Raw genomic sequence first — 20,337 nt, 5'->3', positions numbered from 1 at the left:
TTCCGCCCGGGTACCCTAACTACACCCGTGTCCACACCCCAACCCCCCAGTCCCCCCCCCCCGGGGGGGGTCCGGGGGGGGGGGCCCCCCCGCCGGGGCCCCCCCGCACGCGACGGCCCGGCGTCAGCCGGTGAGGCGGTTGATCTGGCGGAGCTTGTTGGTGGCGTCGAGGGCGGCCACCTTGTACGACTCGGCGAGGGTCGGGTAGTTGAACACGGCGTCGACCAGGTAGTCGACCGTGCCGCCGCAGCCCATCACCGCCTGGCCGATGTGCAACAGCTCGGTGGCGCCGGTGCCGAAGCAGTGGACGCCGAGCAGCGTGCGGTCCTCCGTGGACACCAGCAGCTTCAGCATGCCGTGCGAGTCGCCGATGATCTGGCCGCGGGCCAGCTCTCGGTAGCGCGAGATGCCCACCTCGAAGGGCACGTTGTCGTCGGTGAGCTGGTCCTCCGTACGGCCGACGAAGCTGATCTCCGGGATCGTGTAGATGCCGATGGGCTGCAGGCCGTGCATCGCGTTCACCGGTTCGCCGCAGGCGTGGTACGCGGCGAGCCTGCCCTGCTCCATGGAGGTGGCCGCGAGCGCCGGGAAGCCGATGACGTCGCCGACGGCGTAGATGTGCGGCACGGAGGTGCGGTAGTGCTCGTCCACCGATATCCGGCCCCGCTTGTCGGCGGTCAGGCCCGCCTTGCCGAGGTCGAGGGCGTCGGTGAGGCCCTGCCGCCCGGCCGAGTACATGACGGCGTCCGCGGGGATCTTCTTCCCGCTCTGCAGGACGGTCAGCGCGCCCGTCGCATGCCGCTCCACGGCCGCCACCGTCTCGCCGAAGCGGAAGGTGACGGCGAGGTCCCGCAGGTGGTACTTGAGCGCCTCGACCACCTCGACGTCGCAGAAGTCCAGCATCCCGTCGCGCTGTTCGACCACCGTCACCTTGCTGCCCAGCGCGGCGAACATCGAGGCGTACTCGATGCCGATGACGCCGGCGCCGACGATGACCATGGAGCGCGGTACCCGGTCCAGGTTGAGCACGCTGTCGGAGTCCATCACCGTGCGGTCGTCGAACTCCACGGTCGACGGGCGGGCCGGGCGCGTCCCGGTGGCGATGACGATGTTCCCGGCGGTGACCAGCACCTCGCGGCCGGAGGGGTCCTCCACGGCGACCGTGTGGTCGTCCATGAAGCGGCCGGTCCCGGTGAGCATGGTGACGCGGTTGCGGGAGAGCTGACTGCGGATCACGTCCACCTCGCGGCTCACCACGTGCTGGGTGCGCGCGGTGAGGTCCGCGATGGTGATGTCCTCCTTGAGGCGGTAGCTCTGGCCGTACAGGTCCCGCTGGGTGAGCCCGGTCAGGTAGAGCACGGCCTCGCGTAGCGTCTTCGACGGGATGGTGCCGGAGTGGATGGAGACCCCGCCGACCATGTCGGGGCGGTCGACGACGGCGACCCGGCGGCCCAGCTTGGCCGCGGCGATGGCGGCCTTCTGGCCACCCGGGCCGGATCCGATGACGAGCAGGTCGAATTCGGTCACCGGACGAGTCTGTCAGGCCACGGCGTCCCCGGGAAAGGGCTGTCGGCGATGCGGCCGGTGGCGTCCCCGGGTCCCCGGGCACGGGTGCGGGACCCGTGCCCGGGGGCCCGCCGGGGGACGGGGCACGGGGGGCTCAGCGAGCCTGGGCGGGCGTGACGACCTCGGTGATGCCGCGGGCGGCCAGGTGCGCCGCGTCCGCTGCCCGGTCGGCGAGCACCACGGTGGGCCGTACGCCCCGGGCGGTCAGCGCGGCCCACGCCTCGAACACCTCGCCGCCGGGGGCGCATCCGGACCGGTGGGGCGCCGTCAGGGTGTCGCCCACGTCGACGACGAGCGCGGTCGTCCGCGGCCGCGGCGCGTACCCGCGGTCGCGCAGCTCCGCCACGGCGCGGGCAACGGCGGTGCCCGCCGGCTTGACCTCGCGGTCGTTGGTGAGGAGCCCGAGGGTGTACTCGAGTTCGGGGAAGTCGGCGAGGGACCGGGCGACGTCGTGCGAGCACCACCAGGTCACCCCCCACACGTCCTCGCAGTCCAGGGCGCCCGCGACGGTGGCGGTGGCGAAGGCCGCCGCGTGCTCGGGCGGCACCACCGGCGCGGGGGCGCCGACCTCCTGGAGCCAGACCGGGCGGTGGGGATCGGTGGCCCAGGCCTTCGACAGCTCGATCAGGTACGCGGCGTGGTGCTCGGTGGCCACGCCCGCGTGGCCGTGGCGCTGGGCCGTTCCGTTGAAGACCCAGGAGTGGACGGCGGTGGCGAAGCCGAGGCGGGCGGCCTGCGCGGGGGTGAAGGCGTGGTCGTCCTGGTACCAGGCGGCGTCGTACTCGGCGTGCAGGTGGAGCTTGCCGGGGGCGCCGCGCTCGCACGCGTCGAGCATCAGGCGCAGCCAGGCCTCCGCTTCGGCCGGGCCGATGGGGTCCGGGTCCGGGTGCGGCGGGCCGGAGAACTGGTTGATCTCGTTGCCCACGGTCATGCCGAGGAAGTTGGGCCGGTCGGCGAGCGCTGCGGCGAGCGTGCGCAGGTACTCGGCCTCGGCGGCGACGACGTCCGGGTCGGTGAAGATGTTCCTGCGGTGCCAGGTGGCCGTCCAGGAGGGCAGGAAGTCGAAGCTGGACAGGTGGCCCTGCAGCCCGTCCACGTTGACGTCCAGGCCGTGCTCGGCTGCGGCGTCGACCAGTGCGACCAACTGCTCCACGGCGCGCGGCCGGATCAGGGTGCGGTTGGGCTGGAACAGCGGCCACAGCGGGAAGACCCGGATGTGGTCCAGGCCGAGGCGGGCGATGGAGTCCAGATCGGCGCGGACGGCGTCGAGGTCGAAGTCGAGCCAGTGGTGGAACCAGCCCTGACTGGGCGTGTAGTTGACGCCGAAGCGCGGTGTCATGGCGGTTCCCGTGATCGTACGAGCTGGGGTGGGCGCGCGGCGGCGGAACCGGTGGTCGCGGGGCGGTCGGGGGATGTCCGTCCCGTGATCGGCGCGGCTGGGGGAGTCGCCGCCGGCGCCCACGACAAGGTGACACCGCGCTCCGGGAAAGTCAACTCGGCTCTTACGCCTACGTCTTGGGGCCGTGAAGCCACAGGTCAACGGAATGCGAGAGGAATTCGGGCGTCAGCGCTAATGCGCTTTAGGGCCGTGCCGCTCAAGCGCTTTAGTACCCGACCCTCCCAGGCTGGGGGATACTGGTCCCCGCGTCGCGCCGCCCGGGCCCGGCGCGTACGACGTCAGGCGGACGATCCGAGGGGGCCCACGATCGCGGCGCACGAGCCACCGGTGGAGCCGCCGCCCGCTGCCCGGACCGGCCGCCGCGTCCCCGCCCGGCGCCCCACGATGAAGGACATCGCCCGGCGGGCGGGCGTCTCCGAGAGCGCCGTGTCCTTCGCCCTCAACGACCGCCCCGGGGTCTCCGAGACCACCCGCAGGCGTGTGCGCCGGGTCGCCGACCAGCTCGGCTGGCGGGCCAGCACCGCCGCGCGGGCCCTGTCGGGGGAGGGCGCCGCCACCGTGGGCCTGGTGCTCGCCCGCCCGGCGAGCTCGCTGGGCATCGAGTCGTTCTTCCTCCAGCTCGTCTCGGGCATCCAGGAGGTGCTGTCGGAACGCCACCTCGGCCTGCTCTTCCGGGTGGTGGCGGACGCCGAGGAGGAGTGCGCGGTCTACCGCAGGTGGTGGGCCGAACAGCGGGTCGACGGGGTCATCGTCGTGGACCCGCGGATCGGCGATCCCCGGCCGGTCCTCCTGGACGCCCTGGGCCTGCCCGCCGTGGTGGTCGGCGGCCGCGACGTCGACCGTGAACCGCACGAGCCGGTCCCGTACCCGGTGATCTCCACCGTCCGGGTGGACGACGCGGCTGCCATGGGCGCGATCGTCGACCACCTGGCGGGGCTGGGCCACCACCGTGTCGTCCACGTCGCGGGCCTGGCCGGCCTGGCGCACACCACGCGCCGCATCGGCTCGCTGCGGGCGGGGGCCGCGCGCCGGGGGATGTCCGGTGTCCGCTCGGTCACCACCGACTACTCCGAGGGCCAGGGCGCCGAGGCCACCCGCCTCGCGCTGGCCGGACCCGAGCCGCCCACGGCGATCATCTACGACAACGACGTGATGGCGGTCGCGGGCGCCGGTGTGGCGCTCGGCATGGGCCTGTCCGTACCGCGCGACCTGTCGGTGGTCGCCTGGGAGGACTCGGCGCTCTGCCGGGCCACGCATCCGCGCCTGACCGCCCTGGACCGCGACGCGACGGCCTTCGGGCGGCGTGCGGCGCAGGAACTGGTCTGCCTGCTCGGCGGCCGCCCGGCCCGCGACGTGGCCCAGCCGACGCCGGCACTCGTCGTCCGCGACAGCACGGCGCCGCCGCGCGGCTGAGCGGGCACTTGCCCTGGAGCGCACACCAGCTCCCAGCATGGGGGGCATGACAGCTCAGACCAGGATCGGAACCGGATTCGGTGCCCGCACGACCGCGCGGGAGGTGCTGCGCGGGATCGACCTCACCGGGAAGCTCGCCGTCGTCACCGGTGGTCATGCGGGCCTCGGACGGGAGACCACACGCGCCCTCGCCGGCGCGGGCGCCCACGTCGTAGTGGCCGCCCGGCGTCCCGAAGCGGCCGGGAAGGCCCTCGCGGGGATCGGCGGGACGGAGGCCGACGCGCTCGACCTCGCCGACCTCGACAGCGTCCGCGACTTCTCCGAGCGCTTCCTCGCCTCCGGCCGCGGCATCGACCTGCTGATCGGCAACGCCGGGATCATGGCCTGCCCGGAGACGCGGGTGGGCCCGGGCTGGGAGGCGCAGTTCGCCACCAACCACCTCGGGCACCATGCCCTGGTCAACCGGCTGTGGCCGGCGCTCGCCAGGCGCGGTGGGCGCGTGGTCTCGGTGTCCTCGCAGGGCCATCAGCTTTCGGGCATCCGCTGGGACGACGTCATGTTCGAGCGCGGTTACGACAAGTGGGCGGCGTACGGGCAGGCGAAGACGGCGAACGCGCTGTTCGCCGTCGAGCTGGACCGGCTGGGCAGGGAGCGGGGTGTACGGGCGTTCTCGGTGCACCCGGGCGTGATCCTCACGGACCTGGCGCGTCACGTCCCGCTGGAGGAGAGGGTCGCCGCGGGCTGGATCGACGCGGAGGGCAACCCCGCCGATCCGGCGCTCAAGACACCGCAGCAGGGCGCGGCGACCCAGGTCTGGGCCGCCACGTCACCGATGCTCGCCGGCAGGGGCGGTCTCTACTGCGAGGACTGCGACGTGGCGGAACGCCTGACCGAGGGCGTGGACGGGCTCACCGGAGGGGTGCGCGACCACGCCACCGACCCCGAGCAGGCCGCGCGCCTGTGGCGGCTGTCCGCGGAGCTGACCGGCGTCGACGCGTTCGACGCGGGCGCCTGAACGCCCCCCGCCCCGGGCGCCTGCACGCCCCCGCCCCCCGCCCCGGGCGCCGCGCGGCCGGTCTCAGGCCGTCGCGCCCGCGGTGGGGCGGGGCCGGGCGCTGGGGCCGGGGCGGCGGTCGACCTCTTCCGGGGCGTCGACCACATGGCCCTCGTCGCAGACCAGCCGGGCCCGGACGGGCGCGCCGCAGCCGTGGTGGGTGGTCAGGAGGGAGGGCCCCTCGGGGTCGGCGAGGTACTTGTCGCCCCATTGCCGCAGGGCGGTGATCAGCGGGTACAGGTCGCGGCCCTTCTCGGTGAGCACGTACTCGGAGCGGCTCCGGGCGCCGGGCTCCCGGTACGCGCGCTGCTCGAGCAGCCCCTGGGTGACCAGGCCGTTCAGCCGGTCGGTCAGCACCGAGCGGGACACGCCCAGGTGCTCCTGGATGTCGCTGAAACGCCTGACCCCACGGGTGACCTCGCGAAGGACCAGCAGCACCCAGGAGTCGCCCACGAGGCCGATGGCGCGGCCGACGGAGCAGTTGGAGACGTCCTGGTCGAGGTATTCCATGGTCCGGATCCTACCTGAGTTCGCGGAAAGAACTCAGGGCTGGTAGCGTTCGCTGCGCAGCTAGGTTCGAAATGCGGACTCAGCTCAGGAGGGAACCGTTCATGACGAGCACGAGCGCCGCCGCGGCCAAGGCCGTGACCGTGGGTGCGACCACAGCAAGGACCACCGCGAGGACACCGGACGCGGGGGAGTCGAGGAAGCGCTGGATCGGCTTCGTCGTCGCGAGCCTCGGCCAGATGGCGATGTTCGTGAACATCACCCAGACCGTCGCGGTCCTCGCCCCGCTCCAACAGGACCTCCGGGTGTCGGGTGCGGCGTTCGTGTGGATCGCCGGCATCTACTCGATGATGGTCGCCAGCTTCGTGCTCGCCGCCGGCACCGTCGGCGACCGCTTCGGCCGTCGTCGCGTGTTCGCCCTCGGCATGCTGCTGCTCGGCGCGGGCAGCCTGGTCACCTCACTGGCCTCCGGCGCCGCGGGCGTCATCGCCGGCCAGGCCCTCATGGGCCTCGGCGGCGCCGCGATCCTGCCGAACAGCCTGTCCCTGGTGACGCACATGTTCGCCGAGCCGCACGCCCGCACCCGGGCCGTCGGCATCTGGGTCGCCGTGTCCGGCATCGGCCTCGCCTTCGGCCCCGTGGCCGCCGGGCTGATCCTGGAGCACTGGTCCTGGCACGCGGTGTTCCTGGTCAACGTGGTCCTCGCCGTCCTGGTGCTGGTCCTCACGCCCCGTTTCGTCACCGAGAGCCGGCAGGCCGGACGCCACCTCGACCCGCCGGGCCTGGTGCTCGCGGTCGCGTCCATTGGCGCGCTGAACTACGGCCTGATCGAGGGCGGCCACACCGGCTTCGGCACGGCCAAGGCGATCACGGCCTTCGCCGTCGCGGCCGCGGCGCTCGTCGTCTTCGTCGTCCACGAGGCGCGCACCCGTACGCCCATGCTGAAGCTCGGGCTCTTCCGCGGCCGCTCCTTCGCCACGGCCAACGTCGTCGCGATGATCGCCCAGTACGCCTTCGTGGCCACCGCCTTCGCCCAGGTGCTGTACTTCGAGCGGATCCGGCACGAGTCCATCCTCGACGCCGGACTCCTGCTGCTGCCGATCATGGGTTCCTACGTGCTGGTCAGCTACGTCGCCGCGGGGATCGCACGCCGGATCGGCTTCAAGGCCACCCTCGGCGCGGGCGCGGCGCTCGCCGCGGCCGGCGCGCTGCTGATGACCGCCCAGACCCCCACCGCGTCCATACCCGTGCTCGCGGTGCTGATGGCGATGTTCGGGGCCGGTGCGGGCCTGGTCCTGCCGCCGAGCACGGCCGTGGCCGTCATCAGCGTGCCGCACACCGACGGCGGCATGGCCAGCGGTACCGTCAACCTCTTCCGCCAGGTCGGCGGCACGCTCGGGGCGACCGTCACGGGCACCGTGCTGACCAGCGGCCTCGCCTCCCGGCTGCCCGGCGAACTCGCCGACCGGGGCGTCCCGTCCGGCATCGCCGACCAGGTGACCCAGGCCGTCGGCACCGGAGACCAGGGCTCCACGCTGCCGGCGGCGCTCCGCGACACCGTCACCTCGGCCGTCGGCGACGCCTTCACCGGAGCCCTGCACCTGGCCGTGCTCATCCCGGGCGTCGGCCTGGCGGTCGCCGCCGTCGCGGCCCTCGTGCTCATCGCCAACCGTCCCGCTCCGCAGGCCCACTGACCCCGCGCACGTCCAGGACGAACAGGAGAGCCACGATGACGGAGACGACCGACCCCGCCCTCGACCCGGAGGCCGCCGGAGCCTTCCTGCGCGCCGTCGGGCTGCGCTTCGACGCGATCAGCGCGCAGGAGGTCACCGCCCACCTGGAGGTCACCGAGGACCACCACACCCCGTGGGGGATCACCCACGGCGGCCTCCACACCACCGTCATCGAGAGCGTGGCGAGCGTCGGCGCCTCCCACGCGGTGCGCTCCGAGGGCCGGTTCGCCGTCGGTGTGAGCAACCAGACCGACTTCCTGCTCCCGTACGTCAAGGGCCGCCTCGAGGTCCGCGGCACACCCCTGCAGCAGGGCCGGAGCCTGCAGCTGTGGCTGGTGGTGATCACGGACGCCGAGGGCCGGACCGTCGCCCGTGGGCAGGTGCGGCTGTTCAACCGGTCCCTGCCCGGTCAGTGACCCCGGGCAGGGACCGGCGACGTCAGACCGCCGGGCGGAGCTCCTGCGTGCAGCACTTGATGCCCCCGCCGGCCTTGTGGAACTCCGTGAGGTCGACGGGGACGGGCACGTAGCCCCGCCCGGCGAGCTGCTCGACCAGCCCCGCCGCCGCGGGCGCCACGAACACGTGCCGCCCGTCCGACACCGAGTTGAGGCCGAACGCCAGCGCGTCGTCCACGGTGGCGACGACCGCGTCCGGGAACATCCGGCGCAGCACCTCACGGCTGCCGGGGGAGAAGGCCTCCGGGTAGTACGCGATGTTCGCCTCGCCGCCGCCCGCCCCGTCGTCCAGGACGAACAGCGCGGTGTCCAGGTGGTAGAAGCGCGGGTCCGTCAACCGCAGGCCGATCGTCGGCACGCCGAAGAACTCCTGCACCTCGTGGTGCGCCGCCCGGACCGTGCGGAAGCCCGTACCCGCCAGGACGAACCCGCCGACCGGCACCAGGTCGCCCTCGCCCTCGCAGACCGACTCCGGGCGGTGCACCTCGAAACCCGCCGCCTTGAACCAGGCCGCGTACTCGTCGGCCTCCGGGCGCCGCTCGGGCGCGTGGAAGGAGGAGCCGAACACCCGCCCCTCCACCACCAGCGCCGAGTTGGCGGCGAACACCATGTCGGGCAGCCCCGCGACCGGCCCGACGCACTCCACCGTGTGGCCGTGCTCCCGGTAGGCCCGCACCAGCGCGGCCCACTGCTCCCGGGCGAGCGCGGTGTCGACCCGCACGCCCTCACGCATCCAGGGGTTGATCGCGTAGCGCACGTCGAAGTGGTCGGGCGGGCAGACCAGGTAACGCCGGGGGCGGGCCACACGGTTCTCGGGCACGGCGAACTCCTCCGCTTCCTGCGGGACGGCCAGGGGATGACTCAACGGTAGGAACCGCAGCCCGCGGGCGACAAGATCGGGACGCTGCGCACAGGCGCAGCGATGCTGCGTCGAAGGGCCCGTCAGCGCAGGTCCGTTGCGCTTTCCGCGGCGGACCGCCCCGCCCCCGCCTCCGGGCTCTCCGGCAGCAGGTGCGACAGCACCATGTAGCTGATCGTCTTCCGGATGAAGGGCTCGGTCCTGATCCGCTCCAGGACCTCCTCGAAGTGCTCGACGTCGGTGGCCCGGACGTGCAGCAGGGCGTCCGCGCCGCCCGTCACCGTCATGGCCGCCGTGATCTCCGGGTGGTTCCTGACCACCTCGGCCAGCCGCCGGGGCGGCGCCGCGCCCTCGCAGTACACCTCCACGTACGCCTCCGTGCGCCAGCCCAGCGCGGCGGGCCGGACGGTGGCGGTGAAACCCGTGATGATCCCGGACTCGCGCAGCCGGTCCACCCGCCGCTTGACGGCCGTCGCCGACAGGCCGATGTCCGCGCCGATCTCCGCGAAGCTCGTCCTGGCGTTCAGGATCAGGGCCGCGACGATCTTGCGGTCGAGCTCGTCGAACGGCACGGGTCTGTGGACCATGCCCGGTGCTCCTTCCCTCAGCCGTCCTGCTGGGCCGCGACCAGGGCGTCGCCGGTCTCCGTCCGGTAGTAGAGCACGGAACGCCCCGCGCGCCGCCGCCGCACCAGACGGGCGTCGAGCAGCACCCTCAGATGACGCCCCACCGAGCCCAGTCCCTGACCGGTCAGGGCCACCAGCTGCGTCGTGCTCATCGGCGTCGCGAGCAGCACCAGGACCGCGGCCCGCGCCGGACCGAGCAGCGGGCCCAGGGCCTCGGGGACCCGCTGCCGCCCCGCCTCGGCCAGCGCCCCCGAGCACGGGTACACCACCGCGTACCGTACGTGCTCGTCCCAGGACACCCACCCGGTGCGCGGGGTGACGGGCACGAACATCAGCCGGGCGCCCGACAGGTCGCGCGGCGGGTACTCCCGCGTGTTGATCTGCAACCGGCCCTCACCGAGCCAGCGCATCCCCCGGCGCATGTCGTCCAGCGCCTCCGCCCAGCCGCCGCGGCCCAACTGGGCGGTACGCGCCACGATGTCGGCCTCGATGACCCGCCGGCGGCGCGGCCAGTCCGGCAGCACCGTGTGCGTCCACACCCAGGCGACGACGTCCGCCGCACGCTCCGGCAGGTCCGCGCGGCGCAGCCGTTCGGGGAGCGGTCTGCCCAGCGACACCGCCAGATGCTCACGGGCGGCCTCCGGCGAGGTCTCCCGGATCCGCCTCAGCTCCTCCTCGAATCCCGGACTGCCCTCGCCGCTGGGCGTGGGCGTCAGGAAGTCCGCGTTCCAGGTGCGCCCCAGGGCGGCGCGCACCAGCAGCCCGGTCACCGGGTCGGCGGCCAGCCGCTCGCGGTACGCCGCCAAATGAACGTCGAGCCAGGCGCGCTCCCCGGGGTGCGCGGCCGTGCCCCGGTCGAGCAGCTTCAGTGCCGCGATGGTCTCGGCCAGTGGGGAGACGACGAAACGGCTCGCCACCAGCGTCTCCGCGTCGACCAGCCACCAGCCCATGCGCCGCCCTCCTCACCTTTCGCGTCTGCGCGAAACATTAACCGCCCTGTGCGCCGCCGCCGAGACTCAGGTCCATGCGCACTTACCAAGAACTCTTCCGCACACGGGAGTTCACCCCGTTGTTCGTGGTCTCCACCGGACAGGTCGCGGCGCAGACGGTGAGCGGGCTGGCCCTGAGCACCCTGGTCTACGACGCCACGGGCTCGCCGCTGCTGTCCGCCGTCGCCATGTTCGGCCCGTCCCTCGCGCAGGTGGTGGGCGCGACGACGCTGCTGTCGGCGGCCGACCGGCTGCCGCCGCGTGCCGCGCTCACGGCGGTCGCCCTGCTCTTCGCCCTGGGCACCGCCGTTCTGGCCGTCCCCGGTCTGCCGATGTGGGCCGTCTTCGTCATCCTGCCCGTCGAGGGCCTGGTGGCGTCACTGGGCGGCGGAGTGCGCTACGGACTGCTCCACGAGATCCTGCCCAAGGGCGGCTTCCTGCTGGGCCGTTCCGTGCTGAACATGGCGACCGGCACCATGCAGATCTGCGGCTTCGCCGCCGGCGGCCTGCTGCTGGCCGCACTCTCCCCCCGCGGGGTCCTGCTCGCCGGCGCGGCGCTCTACCTCGCGGCCGCGGCCGCCGCCCTGACCGGACTGCGCCCCAGGCCCCCGCGCGCGGGCGGCCGCCCCTCGGCGGCCGAGACCTGGCGGACCAACGTACTCCTGTGGTCCGCCCGGCCCCGCCGCTACGTGTACCTCGCGCTCTGGGTGCCCAACGGCCTGATCGTCGGCTGCGAGTCGCTCTTCGTGCCCTACGCGCCCGACCACGCCGGGCTGCTGCTGGCCGCCGCGGCCTGCGGCATGCTGGCCGGCGACACGACGGCCGGCCGGTTCGTCCCGCCGTGGTGGCGCGAACGTGCGGGCGCCGCGCTGCGACTGCTGCTCGCGGCCCCCTACCTGCTCTTCGCGCTGCACCCGGGCCTGCCCCTGGCGGCGGCCGTCGTCGCCGTCGCCTCCGTCGGCTACGCGGCGAGCCTGCTGCTGCAGGAGCGTCTGATGGCCCTCACCCCGGACGAACTGAGCGGTCACGCCCTCGGACTGCACTCCTCGGGCATGCTCGCCTGCCAGGGCCTGGGCGCCGCGCTCGCCGGTGCCGTCGCCCAGCACACCTCCCCGGCCACCGCGATGACGGTCATGGCCGCGGTCTCCGTCGCCGTCACCTTGGCGCTGGCCCCGGGCCTGTGCCCGGGCCCCGCGGACGCCGTCACCGCCGCCGCGCCCGCCCCTGCGTCCCGTCGTCCAGTCCCGTGACCCGCATCGTGATGTTCAGCCGGCCGGAGGCGAGACCGGTGGCCGGGTCACCCGTGCCCGGGTGGACCTTCGGCACGGCGTGGTAGGCGAAGCGGGACGGGCCGCCGAAGACGAACAGGTCGCCGGAGGCGAGCTCCAGGTCCGTGTAGGGGCGGTTGCGGTTCTCGGTGTTGCCGAAGCGGAACACACAGGTGTCGCCGATGGTCAGCGATACGACGGGGGCGGCGCTGCGCTCGTCCTTGTCCTGGTGCATGCCGAGCTTGGCGTCGCCGTCGTAGAAGTTGATCAGCGCGGTGTCCGGGGTGTAGCCGTCACCCGCCGCGGGGTCCTCGTACGCCTCGACCAGGGCGCGGCGGCCCAGGTCCACCAGCCAGTCGGGGAAGGGGGCCACCCGGGCGCCGTTCACGTCGTCCGCGGTACGGGTGTAGCGGTAGGGCTGCCAGTGCCAGCCGATGCACACCGTGCGCACCGACATCACCCCGCCGCGGGGGAGGCGGGTGTGCCGGATCGGGACCGGGCCCATGGCCCAGGCACGGCACGCGACGACCAGCTCCCGCTGCTGGTCCAGGGTGAGCCAGCCCGGCACGTGCACCGCGCCCGGTGCCACCTGCAGCCGGGGGCGCGGGATGAGCGCGCTCACCGGGCGCCGCCCGTCCCCGGGGCGGCCGCGGTCACCCAGCCCCGGTCCACGCGCCAGGTCCCGCCGTCGGCGGCCGCGCCGCGCAGGCCCTGGAGCGTCTCCGCGCCCGCGGCGGCCACCACGCGCGCGTCGCCGAGGGAGGCGAAGCCGTACGTACGGGCCGGGTCCCACGGTGTGCTGTGCCGCAGACGCCGGGCCAGCTGCGCCCACCCGGCGGGCGCCGCGGCCACCACCCAGGCGTCCGGCGCCGACGCGGTCAGCCGCCCGGCGGCCCGCAACCAGGACGCGGCCCGTTCGGGCCAGTCCACGACGGTCACCACGGTGCCGCCCGACGCGCGCCACGCCGCGGCGAAGGCCCCTGCGGCGGTACGAGAGGCGGCGTCCCGGCTGTGACCGACGGCGACAGCGCGCGGGCGGGGGCGGGCGTCACCGAGCAGGCCGAGCAGGGCGGTGAGCTCCGAGCCGGTGTGCGGCCGCGGCGCCGGCACGCCGTCGAGCACGGCGATCCCCTCGGGCGTGACCAGCGGCGAGGCCGGTGCCGCGGCGGGTGCGTCGGGGTAGATCACGGCGTTCCGCTCCCTCGGTGTCGCCTTCCATTGTCGGTACCGTCCGGGCAGGCAGCGGGCGCAGGGCCGGTGGCCCGCGGCGACCGCCGTCGCCTCGTCCGCGAAGAACACCCGCTCCCGCACGTATCCGCCGCGGGCGATCGCTCGCAGGGCGGCCGGGCAGTCGAGGCGGCCGTACAGCCGGCCGCGCCGGTGCCCGCCGAGCGTCCCCGGGACAGCGCTGCGGTACGGCTGCCCGTCCGGGCCGGTCAGCACGTACGTGGTCACGCCGCGTCGTGGAAGACCAGGCCCAGGGTGTGGCGGCGGCCGGCGCGTACGGTGCTCACCCCGTGCCGCATCGGGCCGGCGGACCAGCCGCGGGCCGAGCGTACGGGCCGGTCGCGGGTGGTGAAGACCAGCGCGTGGCCCTGGGGGAGGGTGGTGGACGAGCCCCGGGTCTGCGCCCGCGGCCGCTGCTCCGTCATCAGGAACTCGCCGCCGGTGTAGTCCTCGCCGGGGGCGTCGAGCCCGATCACGACCTGGAGCGGGAAGACGAGGTCCCCGTACAGGTCGCGGTGGAGCGCGTTCCAGTCGCCCGCGCCGTAGCGCAGCAGGATCGGGGTCGGCCGCGTCTGGCCGGCGGCGTGGCACACGTCCAGCCACGCGTCGAGGGTGTCCGGCCAGGGCGCGGGCTGCCCGAGCCGGGCCGCCCAGTCGCGGGCGATCGGCAGCAGCCGCGGGTAGAAGGCCGCCCTCAGGGCCCGCACCGGCTCCGGGACGGGGTACGCGAAGTAGCGGTACTGGCCCGAGCCGAAGCGGTGCCGTGCCATGTCGACGGTCGAGCGGAACCGCCCGGTCTCGTCGTAGAGCGCGGCGACGGCCCGGCACTCTGCGGGGGAGAGGACCGGACGGGCCGTCAGGGCGCTCCCGTGGGCGTCGAGTCCGGCGGCGAGCGCGGGCCAGTCCATGGCGTCGACCCGCTCGGGCAGGGGTGTCGTGGGGGGTGCGGCCGGTGGTGGTCATGGCCGTCGTCCTCACGCCGTACCGTGCCCGGCCTCGAGGTCCAGCAGCAGCCGCTTGCGCTCCACCCCGCCCGCGTAGCCGGTGATCGCGCCCTTGGCGCCGAGCACGCGGTGGCAGGGACGGACGACGAGCAGCGGATTGCGGCCGATCGCGGTGCCGACCGCGCGCGACGAGGTCCGGGGGATGCCCATCGCGTCGGCGACGTCCGCGTAGGTCAGCGTGGTGCCGTAGCCGATGGTCTCCAGGGCCTTCCACACCTGCTGCTGGAAGGCGGTGCCGGCGGTGGTGAACTCGATGTCGAAGTCGGTCAGTTCGCCGGCGAAGTACGCCCGCAGCTGGCGGGCGATCTCGGTGAACGCGGCGTCGTCGGCACGCGCGCCGTCCACCAGGTCCGCCGCGAGGACGCCGCCCTTCTGGTCCGGCACGGACAGCGAGGAGAGCGCGGTGCCGCCGTGAGCGGTGGGCGACTCCTCGCCGACCAGCAGCAGTTCGCCCAGCGGGCTGTCGAGCGTCGTGTAGACCGTCATCGGTCTTTCCCTTTCCTCGCACTTTCAGTGACATTTACGATTCTGCGGTGGTTCATCACCGATGTCCGGCGGGAATCGGACGTCGCATTCCCGCTGCCTCCCGGTCAACCGGCGCCCCACAGCAGGTGCATCGCGTAGGTGCGCCACGGCCGCCAGCCCTCGGCGTCCTCCAGCGGCACACCGGCACGCGCGGCCCCCGCGCGCACGGCGACGTCGCCCTCCAGCAGCACGTCGGGATCGCCCAGGGCGCGCATCCGGATGTAGCCGGCCGTCCACGGTCCGATGCCGCGCAGCGCGAGCAGGTCCTTCTCCGCGCCGTCCCGGTCCGCGCCCGGGTCGAGGACGACCTCGCCGGCGGCGAGGGCGCGGGCCAGGCCGCGCAGCGTCTCCCGCCGGGCCTGCGGCATCCCGACCGCCTCCAGCGACGCCCCGGCGAGGGTGTCCGCGTCGGGGAACAGATGCGTCAGGCCACCGCTCGGCGCCGCCAGCGGCTCACCGTGGGCGGCGACCAGGGCCGCGCCGAGCCGGCGTCCCGCCGCCACGGAGACCTGCTGCCCCAGCACCGCCCGCACCGCCAGTTCGTGCGGGTCCGCCGCCCCGGGAGCGCGCAGCCCGGGGCGGGGGCGGGCCAGGGCCCCCATCGACGGGTCCGCGGACAGCCGTTCCGCGACCGCGTAGGGATCGGCGTCCAGGTCGAACAGGCGCCGCACCCGCTGTGTCCCGGTGGTCAGGTCGCGCAGCCCGGTCAGGTGCAGCCGGCACTCGAGCCAGTCACCGCCCCTGCCGGGCGCCGCCTCCTCGACCTCGGCGACCGCGGGCCCGTGCGGCAGTCGCAGGGTGCGCCGGTAGACGCGCCGGCCGCGGGTCCCCGTGATCTCCTCGACGCCGGTGATCGCGCGGGCCGCCAGGTAGTCGAAGACCTGCCCGGTGTCGTACGGCCCCCGGTAGGCCAGCCGCAGCGGCACCCCGGCGGCGGCGTCGGCGACCGCGTGCCGGGCGGGGCGCGCCTGCCGCAGCACGGTCGGCGTGAGCGCGTACACCTCGCGGACGGTGTCGTTGAACTGCCGTACGCTCGCGAAACCGGCCGCGAAGGCGATCTCCGCGGCCTGCAGGTCCGTGGTCTGCAGCAGGATCCGGGCGGTGTGCGCCCGCTGCGCACGCGCGAGGGCGATCGGTCCCGCCCCCACCTCGGCGTTGAGCTGCCGTTGCACCTGCCGCGCGCTGTACCCGAGCCGTGCGGCCAGCCCCGCGACGCCTTCCCGGTCGACGACGCCGTCGCCGATCAGCCGCATCGCACGGCCCACCACGTCGGCCCGCGCGTTCCACGCCGCGGACCCGGGCACCGCGTCCGGACGGCACCTCCGGCAGGCCCGGAAACCGCCCCCCTGGGCGGCCGCCGCCGTCCGGAAGAAGCGGACGTTGCGCCGCTTGGGCGTGACCGCCGGGCAACTCGGGCGGCAGTAGATCCCCGTCGTCGTCACCGCGAAGAAGAACTCGCCGTCGAAGCGCGCGTCGCGGCTGCACACCGCCTCGTACCTGCTGTCCTCGTCGGTCGCGTCGTTCGTCACCCCTCCACTGTGCGGCATCGCGGGGGCGGAACGCTGGCGGGATTCGGACGTCGCGTTCCGGGCGTGGCCCGCCCGGCACGGCCGTGCGGGGGCGGGTCGCCTCGGTGATCCTGAAGGGGTGACAGCCGGCTCCGCCCCGCGGGACCTCGCCGGCCGGGAGGCTCCCGGCACGGGACGCGCCAACTACACGGGCGCCGTCTACGGGTCGCTGCTGGCCGCCTCGGTGGTGGCCGGGGCCGGCTCGGCGGGGCCGTACCCGCGCCTGGAACTGGTGCTGCTGCTGATCTGCACCGGCCTGGTGTTCTGGGCCGCCCACGTCTACGCGGGCTTCGTCGGCGACCGGTTGCGCGGGGGGAGGGTCACCTGGCACGAGATCCGCCAGGTGTGCGTCCGCGAGTGGCCGATCGTGCAGGCCGCGCTGCTGCCCGCGACGGCGGTCGCGGTGAGCCCCCTGCTGGGGCTCGGGCTGGAGGGCGCGGCCTGGCTGGCCCTGGCCATAGCCGTCGTCCAGCAGGTCGTGTGGGCCAGTGCGGCCGTCATCCGGGTGGGCGCCTCCCGCTGGGCGGTGGTGTCGGTGGGGATCGTGAACCTGGTGCTGGGCCTGGTCATCGTGGCGGCGAAGGTCGCGCTCCAGCACTGAGGGCCGGTGCGTCGTTCATGCATTATGGGGCGGTTTGCATTGTTTCCTGTGGGGGACGTGTGCCCTGAGGGGAGTGATCGCGCATGGCCCGCCACCCGCAGACCGGCGTCAGCAAGCCGACCGAGCTCCCCCAGGAGTCCTGGCGCGTGGTGCTCCGGCGCACGGTGAAGGAGTTCTGGGCGGACCACCTGACCGACTGGGCCGCGGCGCTGACCTACTACGCCGTCCTGTCGGTCTTCCCCGCCCTCCTCGTCATGGTCTCGGTCGTCGGTCTGCTGGGCGGCCCCAGCGTCAAGCCCCTGATCGTCAACGCGAGCGGACTCGCGCCCGGACCGGTGCGCGACACGCTGACCGGTGTGCTCGGGCAGTTGCAGCACGGCGCCGGCCGCGGGGGACTCGCCCTCGCGGTCGGCATCGCGGTCGCCGTGTGGTCGTCCTCCGCCTACGTGGCGACCTTCATGAGGGCCGCCAACGCCCTCTACGACATCGACGAGGGCAGGCCCGTGTGGAAGACCCTGGCCGCCCGATTCGTCATTCCCGTGGTGTTGTTGGTGGTGACGGCGCTCATCGCGCTCGGCGTGGTCCTCACCGGAGCCCTGGCCCGCAGAACGGGTCAGGTGCTGGGAGTCGGCGACCCCGCGCTCGGCGTGTGGGGGATCGCCAAATGGCCCGTGATGCTCGTGCTGTTCAGCCTGGTCCTCGCGCTGCTGTACTGGGCCGCGCCCAACGTGAAGCACGGCGGCTTCCGATGGGTGAGCCCCGGCAGCATTGTGGCCGTGGCCATCTGGGCCGCCGCCTCCGCCCTCTTCAGCTTTTACGTGTCCAACTTCAGCAACTACAACCGGCTCTACGGCAGCCTGGCGGCGATCATCGTCTTCCTCGTCTGGTTGTGGATCTCGAACATCGCCGTCCTCCTCGGGCTGGAGTTCAACGCCGAGCTCGAACGGGCGCGGGCACGGCCGGACGGAGGCCCGGACGACGGTCCGGACGAGACGGTGCCCAAGGCCGAGCCGGAGGACACCGAGCGGCTGCACGCCGACGAAGGGCGATGACGGGACGGCGCCACGGCCGCCGCGCCGTCGCGGCCGTGGACCGTCACGGCCGTGAGCCGACGCCGGTCGCGACCTCATGGAGCCGGCTGCCGGCCCCGCCCGGTGCCAGTGGGGCGGTGGAGGTGTCGCCCGCGCCCTCGCGCAGACCCGCGAGGAACTCCTCGATCGCCTGCGTGGCGGTGTGGCGGGGCTCCCAGCCCAGCTCGCGGCGGGCCCGCGCGGTGTTCATCAGCGGCAGTCTGACGACGGCGTCGAACAGGCCGGGCGACGACGGCACCAGGTGCAGCCGCCACGCCCCGGCCAGCGCCGCCCGCACCGCGCCCCGCGGCATGCGGACGACCTGCGCCCCGAGCAGCGTGGCGAGTTCACCCGCGTCCAGCGGTGGATCGGCCGCCAGGTTGAAGGCGCCGCGCACGGGACGGTGCAGCGCCGCCCGGTAGGCCTCGGCCGCGTCGTCGGAGTGCAGCGCCTGGAAGCGCAGACCGCGCAGGTCGGGGACGACCGGCACCAGGCGGGGCCGTACGAGCCGGTTCGGCAGGAACGGCCCGGCGAACAGCCTGCGTTGCTGAGCCGCGGACTCCCGTTTGAAGATGAAGCCCGGCCGCATGCGCACCACGCGCAGCCGCGGGTTCTCCCGCTCGAAGGTGTCGAGGTAGCGCTCGACGTACGCCTTCTCCCGGCAGTACGCGGCCCCCGGCCAGCCGTGCGTGGGCCACGACTCGTCGACCGGGTAGCGCTTCGGGCCGGGCGAGTACGCCGCCACCGACGAGGCGTGCACCAGGGCCGGCACACCGGCCGCCGCGGCCGCCTCGAAGACGCGGATGCTGCCCAGGACGTTGGTGCGCCACGTGATCGCGGGGTCGTGGGTGGGCTGCAGGAGCCAGGCCAGGTGCACGACGGCGTCGGCACCGCGGAAGTGCTCCACCAGGCGCGTCCTGTCGTCGCCCAGGTCGGCGTGCACCCACGAGGTACGGGCGGGCTGCCAGTCCTCGGGGATCCTGCGGGCGATGCCGACGATCTCGGCCACCGCCGGGTCCTCGCCGAGCGCCCGCACCAGGCTCGTCCCGACGTTTCCGGTCGCCCCTACGACGACGACGCGCAGGCCGCCGCCGCTCCCGGGCGTGGAGTCGTCCATCACGTTCCTCGCCTCCCTGGGGCCGCCGCGAGCGCCCGGGCACCGCACGGTGCCGGACCGCGCTGCCCGGCGTGACGGCGGCCTCGTCCGACGTGCCTCGGTCTGCCAGGGCGGCTACCCGGCGAGGGACCTTTCAGACCCCGGCCGCGGCGTCAGCCGACCGCCTTCGCCATCCGGCGCACCGCCTCCGTGAGCACCTCGGGCGTCGTCGCGAGGTTCAGCCGTACGTGCCCGTCGCCGCCCGTGCCGAAGTCGGGCCCCGCGCTGAGGGCGACCCGCCCGCGGGCGAGGAAGGCGGCGGCCGGGTCGTCGTCCAGGCCCAGCTCCCGGCAGTCCAGCCAGGCCAGGTAGGTGCCCGGGGCCGGCCGGTAGCCGACCGACGGCAGGTGCTCGGCCAGCAGCCCCGCGAGCAACCGCCGGTTGTGCGCGAGGTCGTCCAGCACGGCGTCGAGCCATGGGCCGCCGTCGCGCAGCGCCGCCGTGTGGGCGATGACGCCCAGGTGGCTCGGTCCGTGACCGACCTCCTCCGGCATGCGCGCCAGGTCGTCCGCCGCGGCGGGCCCGGCCAGGGCGAGGGCCGCCTTCAGACCGGCCAGGTTCCACGCCTTCGAAGCGGACATCAGCGACAGGCCGCTCTCGCCGCCGGGCACGCTCAGGTAGGGCACGAACGCCGCCTCGGCGGTCACCAGCGGCGCGTGGATCTCGTCCACCACGACCCGCACCCCGTACGACCCGGCCAGCGCCGCCACCGCGGACAGCTCCTCGGCGGTGTGCACCGTGCCGGTCGGATTGTGCGGGCTGCACAGCAGGTAGGCGGCCCGGCCGCCGCCGGCCGTGGACCGGGCGAAGGTCTCCTCAAGCGCCGCGAGATCCAGCCGCAGGCCGGAGCCGAACGGGGTCTCCACCACGCGCCGGTCCATGTGCGTCACGAACTGGTAGAACGGCGGGTACACCGGGCAGTTGACGATCACCGGGTCCCCGGGGTCCGTGACGAGCTTCAGCATCTCGACGACACCCAGCATCACGTCGGGCACGATGGAGGCGCGCTCCACGGCCAGACCGTCCCAGCCCCACCGCTCACGGGCGAAGTCCGCCAGCGCCTCCGCGTACGCGGTGCCCGCCGGATACCCCGTGTCGCCGACCGCGATCGCCTCCGTGAGCGCGCGGGCCACGGGACCGGCCAGCGGCACGTCCATCTCCGCCACCCACAGGGGCAGCACGTCCTCCGGATGGGTGCGCCACTTCATGCTCGTCCGGCGCCGGAGCTGGTCGAGCGTGAGGCGGCGCAGCGGGTGGTCGTCAGTCGACGCGGTGTCCATGACACCAAACATAGGTGCCGGTCAGCCGCCGGGGCAG

General features: G+C 74.3%; 20 protein-coding genes. 7 read left to right on the top strand and 13 right to left on the bottom strand.

The genetic code is table 11. The features are described 5' to 3' along the window. Positions 1–123 precede the first annotated feature (123 nt). On the bottom strand, positions 124–1,527 hold the full coding sequence (sthA, locus tag ABZ312_RS36400) for a Si-specific NAD(P)(+) transhydrogenase (protein ID WP_499509511.1): 1,404 nt from the start codon (positions 1,525–1,527) through the stop codon (positions 124–126). Positions 1,528–1,660: 133 nt separating this feature from the next. After that, on the bottom strand, positions 1,661–2,905 hold the full coding sequence (locus ABZ312_RS36395; RefSeq protein WP_500329623.1) for a glycoside hydrolase 5 family protein: 1,245 nt from the start codon (positions 2,903–2,905) through the stop codon (positions 1,661–1,663). A 444-nt stretch (positions 2,906–3,349) separates the two neighbouring features. Here ABZ312_RS36395 and ABZ312_RS36390 point away from each other — a divergent pair, with 444 nt between their 5' ends. Both ABZ312_RS36390 and ABZ312_RS36385 read left to right on the top strand, forming a co-directional pair. Further along, entirely contained in the window at positions 3,350–4,378 is a 1,029-nt protein-coding gene (locus ABZ312_RS36390; protein WP_500329733.1) for a LacI family DNA-binding transcriptional regulator, read from the top strand. A 46-nt stretch (positions 4,379–4,424) separates the two neighbouring features. After that, entirely contained in the window at positions 4,425–5,393 is a 969-nt protein-coding gene (locus tag ABZ312_RS36385; protein WP_500439566.1) for an SDR family NAD(P)-dependent oxidoreductase, read from the top strand. Positions 5,394–5,456: 63 nt separating this feature from the next. On the opposite strand, the gene ABZ312_RS36380 is transcribed toward ABZ312_RS36385, so the two are convergent. Next, positions 5,457–5,942: a winged helix-turn-helix transcriptional regulator gene (locus ABZ312_RS36380; protein WP_500439565.1), complete on the bottom strand. Its 486-nt coding sequence runs from the start codon at positions 5,940–5,942 to the stop codon at positions 5,457–5,459. Positions 5,943–6,043: 101 nt separating this feature from the next. Here ABZ312_RS36380 and ABZ312_RS36375 point away from each other — a divergent pair, with 101 nt between their 5' ends. Together ABZ312_RS36375 and ABZ312_RS36370 are read left to right on the top strand one after the other, a co-directional pair. Beyond that, positions 6,044–7,633: an MFS transporter gene (locus ABZ312_RS36375; RefSeq protein WP_500359295.1), complete on the top strand. Its 1,590-nt coding sequence runs from the start codon at positions 6,044–6,046 to the stop codon at positions 7,631–7,633. A gap of 35 nt (positions 7,634–7,668) precedes the next feature. Then, complete coding sequence (locus ABZ312_RS36370; protein WP_500329616.1) at positions 7,669–8,088, top strand: PaaI family thioesterase; 420 nt, start codon at positions 7,669–7,671, stop codon at positions 8,086–8,088. Positions 8,089–8,110: 22 nt separating this feature from the next. Here ABZ312_RS36370 and ddaH read toward each other — a convergent pair whose 3' ends face one another. The 3 genes from ddaH to ABZ312_RS36355 all read right to left on the bottom strand — a co-directional run bounded on the left by ddaH (position 8,111) and on the right by ABZ312_RS36355 (position 10,562). Next, a complete protein-coding gene (ddaH, locus tag ABZ312_RS36365; RefSeq protein WP_500329614.1) occupies positions 8,111–8,947 on the bottom strand; it encodes a dimethylargininase in 837 nt (278 codons plus the stop codon). A gap of 122 nt (positions 8,948–9,069) precedes the next feature. Next, positions 9,070–9,573: an Lrp/AsnC family transcriptional regulator gene (locus ABZ312_RS36360; RefSeq protein ID WP_500329612.1), complete on the bottom strand. Its 504-nt coding sequence runs from the start codon at positions 9,571–9,573 to the stop codon at positions 9,070–9,072. Positions 9,574–9,590: 17 nt separating this feature from the next. Then, on the bottom strand, positions 9,591–10,562 hold the full coding sequence (locus ABZ312_RS36355; protein ID WP_500329611.1) for a transcriptional regulator: 972 nt from the start codon (positions 10,560–10,562) through the stop codon (positions 9,591–9,593). A gap of 74 nt (positions 10,563–10,636) precedes the next feature. Here ABZ312_RS36355 and ABZ312_RS36350 point away from each other — a divergent pair, with 74 nt between their 5' ends. Beyond that, positions 10,637–11,851: an MFS transporter gene (locus ABZ312_RS36350; RefSeq protein ID WP_500439564.1), complete on the top strand. Its 1,215-nt coding sequence runs from the start codon at positions 10,637–10,639 to the stop codon at positions 11,849–11,851. Here ABZ312_RS36350 and ABZ312_RS36345 read toward each other — a convergent pair. From ABZ312_RS36345 to ABZ312_RS36325, 5 genes are all read right to left on the bottom strand, one after another. Continuing rightward, positions 11,805–12,491: an alpha-ketoglutarate-dependent dioxygenase AlkB family protein gene (locus tag ABZ312_RS36345; protein ID WP_500329607.1), complete on the bottom strand. Its 687-nt coding sequence runs from the start codon at positions 12,489–12,491 to the stop codon at positions 11,805–11,807. The genes ABZ312_RS36350 and ABZ312_RS36345 overlap by 47 nt on opposite strands. Further along, positions 12,488–13,324: a type 1 periplasmic-binding domain-containing protein gene (locus tag ABZ312_RS36340; RefSeq protein ID WP_500439563.1), complete on the bottom strand. Its 837-nt coding sequence runs from the start codon at positions 13,322–13,324 to the stop codon at positions 12,488–12,490. The genes ABZ312_RS36345 and ABZ312_RS36340 overlap by 4 nt, the downstream gene beginning before the upstream one ends. Continuing rightward, positions 13,321–14,004, bottom strand: coding sequence for a 2OG-Fe(II) oxygenase (locus ABZ312_RS36335; RefSeq protein ID WP_500439562.1), 684 nt, complete (start codon positions 14,002–14,004; stop codon positions 13,321–13,323). The genes ABZ312_RS36340 and ABZ312_RS36335 overlap by 4 nt, the downstream gene beginning before the upstream one ends. A 66-nt stretch (positions 14,005–14,070) precedes the next feature. Continuing rightward, positions 14,071–14,586, bottom strand: a complete 516-nt coding sequence (locus ABZ312_RS36330; RefSeq protein WP_500329603.1) for a methylated-DNA--[protein]-cysteine S-methyltransferase — start codon at positions 14,584–14,586, stop codon at positions 14,071–14,073. Between the two features lie 104 nt (positions 14,587–14,690). Then, positions 14,691–16,172, bottom strand: a complete 1,482-nt coding sequence (locus ABZ312_RS36325; RefSeq protein WP_500439561.1) for an AlkA N-terminal domain-containing protein — start codon at positions 16,170–16,172, stop codon at positions 14,691–14,693. Between the two features lie 100 nt (positions 16,173–16,272). Between ABZ312_RS36325 and ABZ312_RS36320 the strand changes: the two genes are divergently transcribed. Continuing rightward, complete coding sequence (locus tag ABZ312_RS36320; protein WP_500359299.1) at positions 16,273–16,794, top strand: hypothetical protein; 522 nt, start codon at positions 16,273–16,275, stop codon at positions 16,792–16,794. Positions 16,795–16,877: 83 nt separating this feature from the next. After that, positions 16,878–17,846, top strand: a complete 969-nt coding sequence (locus tag ABZ312_RS36315) for a YihY/virulence factor BrkB family protein (RefSeq protein WP_500329597.1) — start codon at positions 16,878–16,880, stop codon at positions 17,844–17,846. A 43-nt stretch (positions 17,847–17,889) separates the two neighbouring features. Here the strand turns inward: ABZ312_RS36315 and ABZ312_RS36310 are convergent, their stop codons facing one another. Together ABZ312_RS36310 and ABZ312_RS36305 are read right to left on the bottom strand one after the other, a co-directional pair. Further along, entirely contained in the window at positions 17,890–18,981 is a 1,092-nt protein-coding gene (locus ABZ312_RS36310; RefSeq protein ID WP_500329595.1) for an NAD-dependent epimerase/dehydratase family protein, read from the bottom strand. 152 nt (positions 18,982–19,133) lie between these two features. Next, on the bottom strand, positions 19,134–20,300 hold the full coding sequence (locus tag ABZ312_RS36305; protein WP_500329593.1) for a MalY/PatB family protein: 1,167 nt from the start codon (positions 20,298–20,300) through the stop codon (positions 19,134–19,136). Between the last annotated feature and the right edge of the window lie 37 nt (positions 20,301–20,337).

It is taken from the genome of Streptomyces sp. NPDC006207 (genome assembly GCF_040613835.1).
In the GTDB taxonomy this organism is placed as follows: domain Bacteria; phylum Actinomycetota; class Actinomycetes; order Streptomycetales; family Streptomycetaceae; genus Actinacidiphila.
The sequence above is the reverse complement of the archived record's forward strand: the minus strand, read 5'-3'. Positions and strand labels throughout refer to the sequence as shown.

Excerpts from the sequence above, each read along its gene's own strand:
- ABZ312_RS36385 (WP_500439566.1), top strand. The coding sequence starts at position 4,425 with ATGACAGCTCAGACCAGGATCGGAACCGGATTCGGTGCCCGCACGACC.
- ABZ312_RS36325 (WP_500439561.1), bottom strand. The coding sequence starts at position 16,172 with ATGCCGCACAGTGGAGGGGTGACGAACGACGCGACCGACGAGGACAGC.
- ABZ312_RS36315 (WP_500329597.1), top strand. The coding sequence starts at position 16,878 with ATGGCCCGCCACCCGCAGACCGGCGTCAGCAAGCCGACCGAGCTCCCC.
- ABZ312_RS36390 (WP_500329733.1), top strand. The coding sequence starts at position 3,350 with ATGAAGGACATCGCCCGGCGGGCGGGCGTCTCCGAGAGCGCCGTGTCC.
- ABZ312_RS36305 (WP_500329593.1), bottom strand. The coding sequence starts at position 20,300 with ATGGACACCGCGTCGACTGACGACCACCCGCTGCGCCGCCTCACGCTC.
- ABZ312_RS36310 (WP_500329595.1), bottom strand. The coding sequence starts at position 18,981 with ATGGACGACTCCACGCCCGGGAGCGGCGGCGGCCTGCGCGTCGTCGTC.
- ABZ312_RS36335 (WP_500439562.1), bottom strand. The coding sequence starts at position 14,004 with ATGGACTGGCCCGCGCTCGCCGCCGGACTCGACGCCCACGGGAGCGCC.
- ABZ312_RS36330 (WP_500329603.1), bottom strand. The coding sequence starts at position 14,586 with ATGACGGTCTACACGACGCTCGACAGCCCGCTGGGCGAACTGCTGCTG.
- ABZ312_RS36380 (WP_500439565.1), bottom strand. The coding sequence starts at position 5,942 with ATGGAATACCTCGACCAGGACGTCTCCAACTGCTCCGTCGGCCGCGCC.
- ABZ312_RS36395 (WP_500329623.1), bottom strand. The coding sequence starts at position 2,905 with ATGACACCGCGCTTCGGCGTCAACTACACGCCCAGTCAGGGCTGGTTC.
- ABZ312_RS36360 (WP_500329612.1), bottom strand. The coding sequence starts at position 9,573 with ATGGTCCACAGACCCGTGCCGTTCGACGAGCTCGACCGCAAGATCGTC.
- ABZ312_RS36350 (WP_500439564.1), top strand. The coding sequence starts at position 10,637 with ATGCGCACTTACCAAGAACTCTTCCGCACACGGGAGTTCACCCCGTTG.
- ABZ312_RS36355 (WP_500329611.1), bottom strand. The coding sequence starts at position 10,562 with ATGGGCTGGTGGCTGGTCGACGCGGAGACGCTGGTGGCGAGCCGTTTC.
- ABZ312_RS36375 (WP_500359295.1), top strand. The coding sequence starts at position 6,044 with ATGACGAGCACGAGCGCCGCCGCGGCCAAGGCCGTGACCGTGGGTGCG.
- ABZ312_RS36370 (WP_500329616.1), top strand. The coding sequence starts at position 7,669 with ATGACGGAGACGACCGACCCCGCCCTCGACCCGGAGGCCGCCGGAGCC.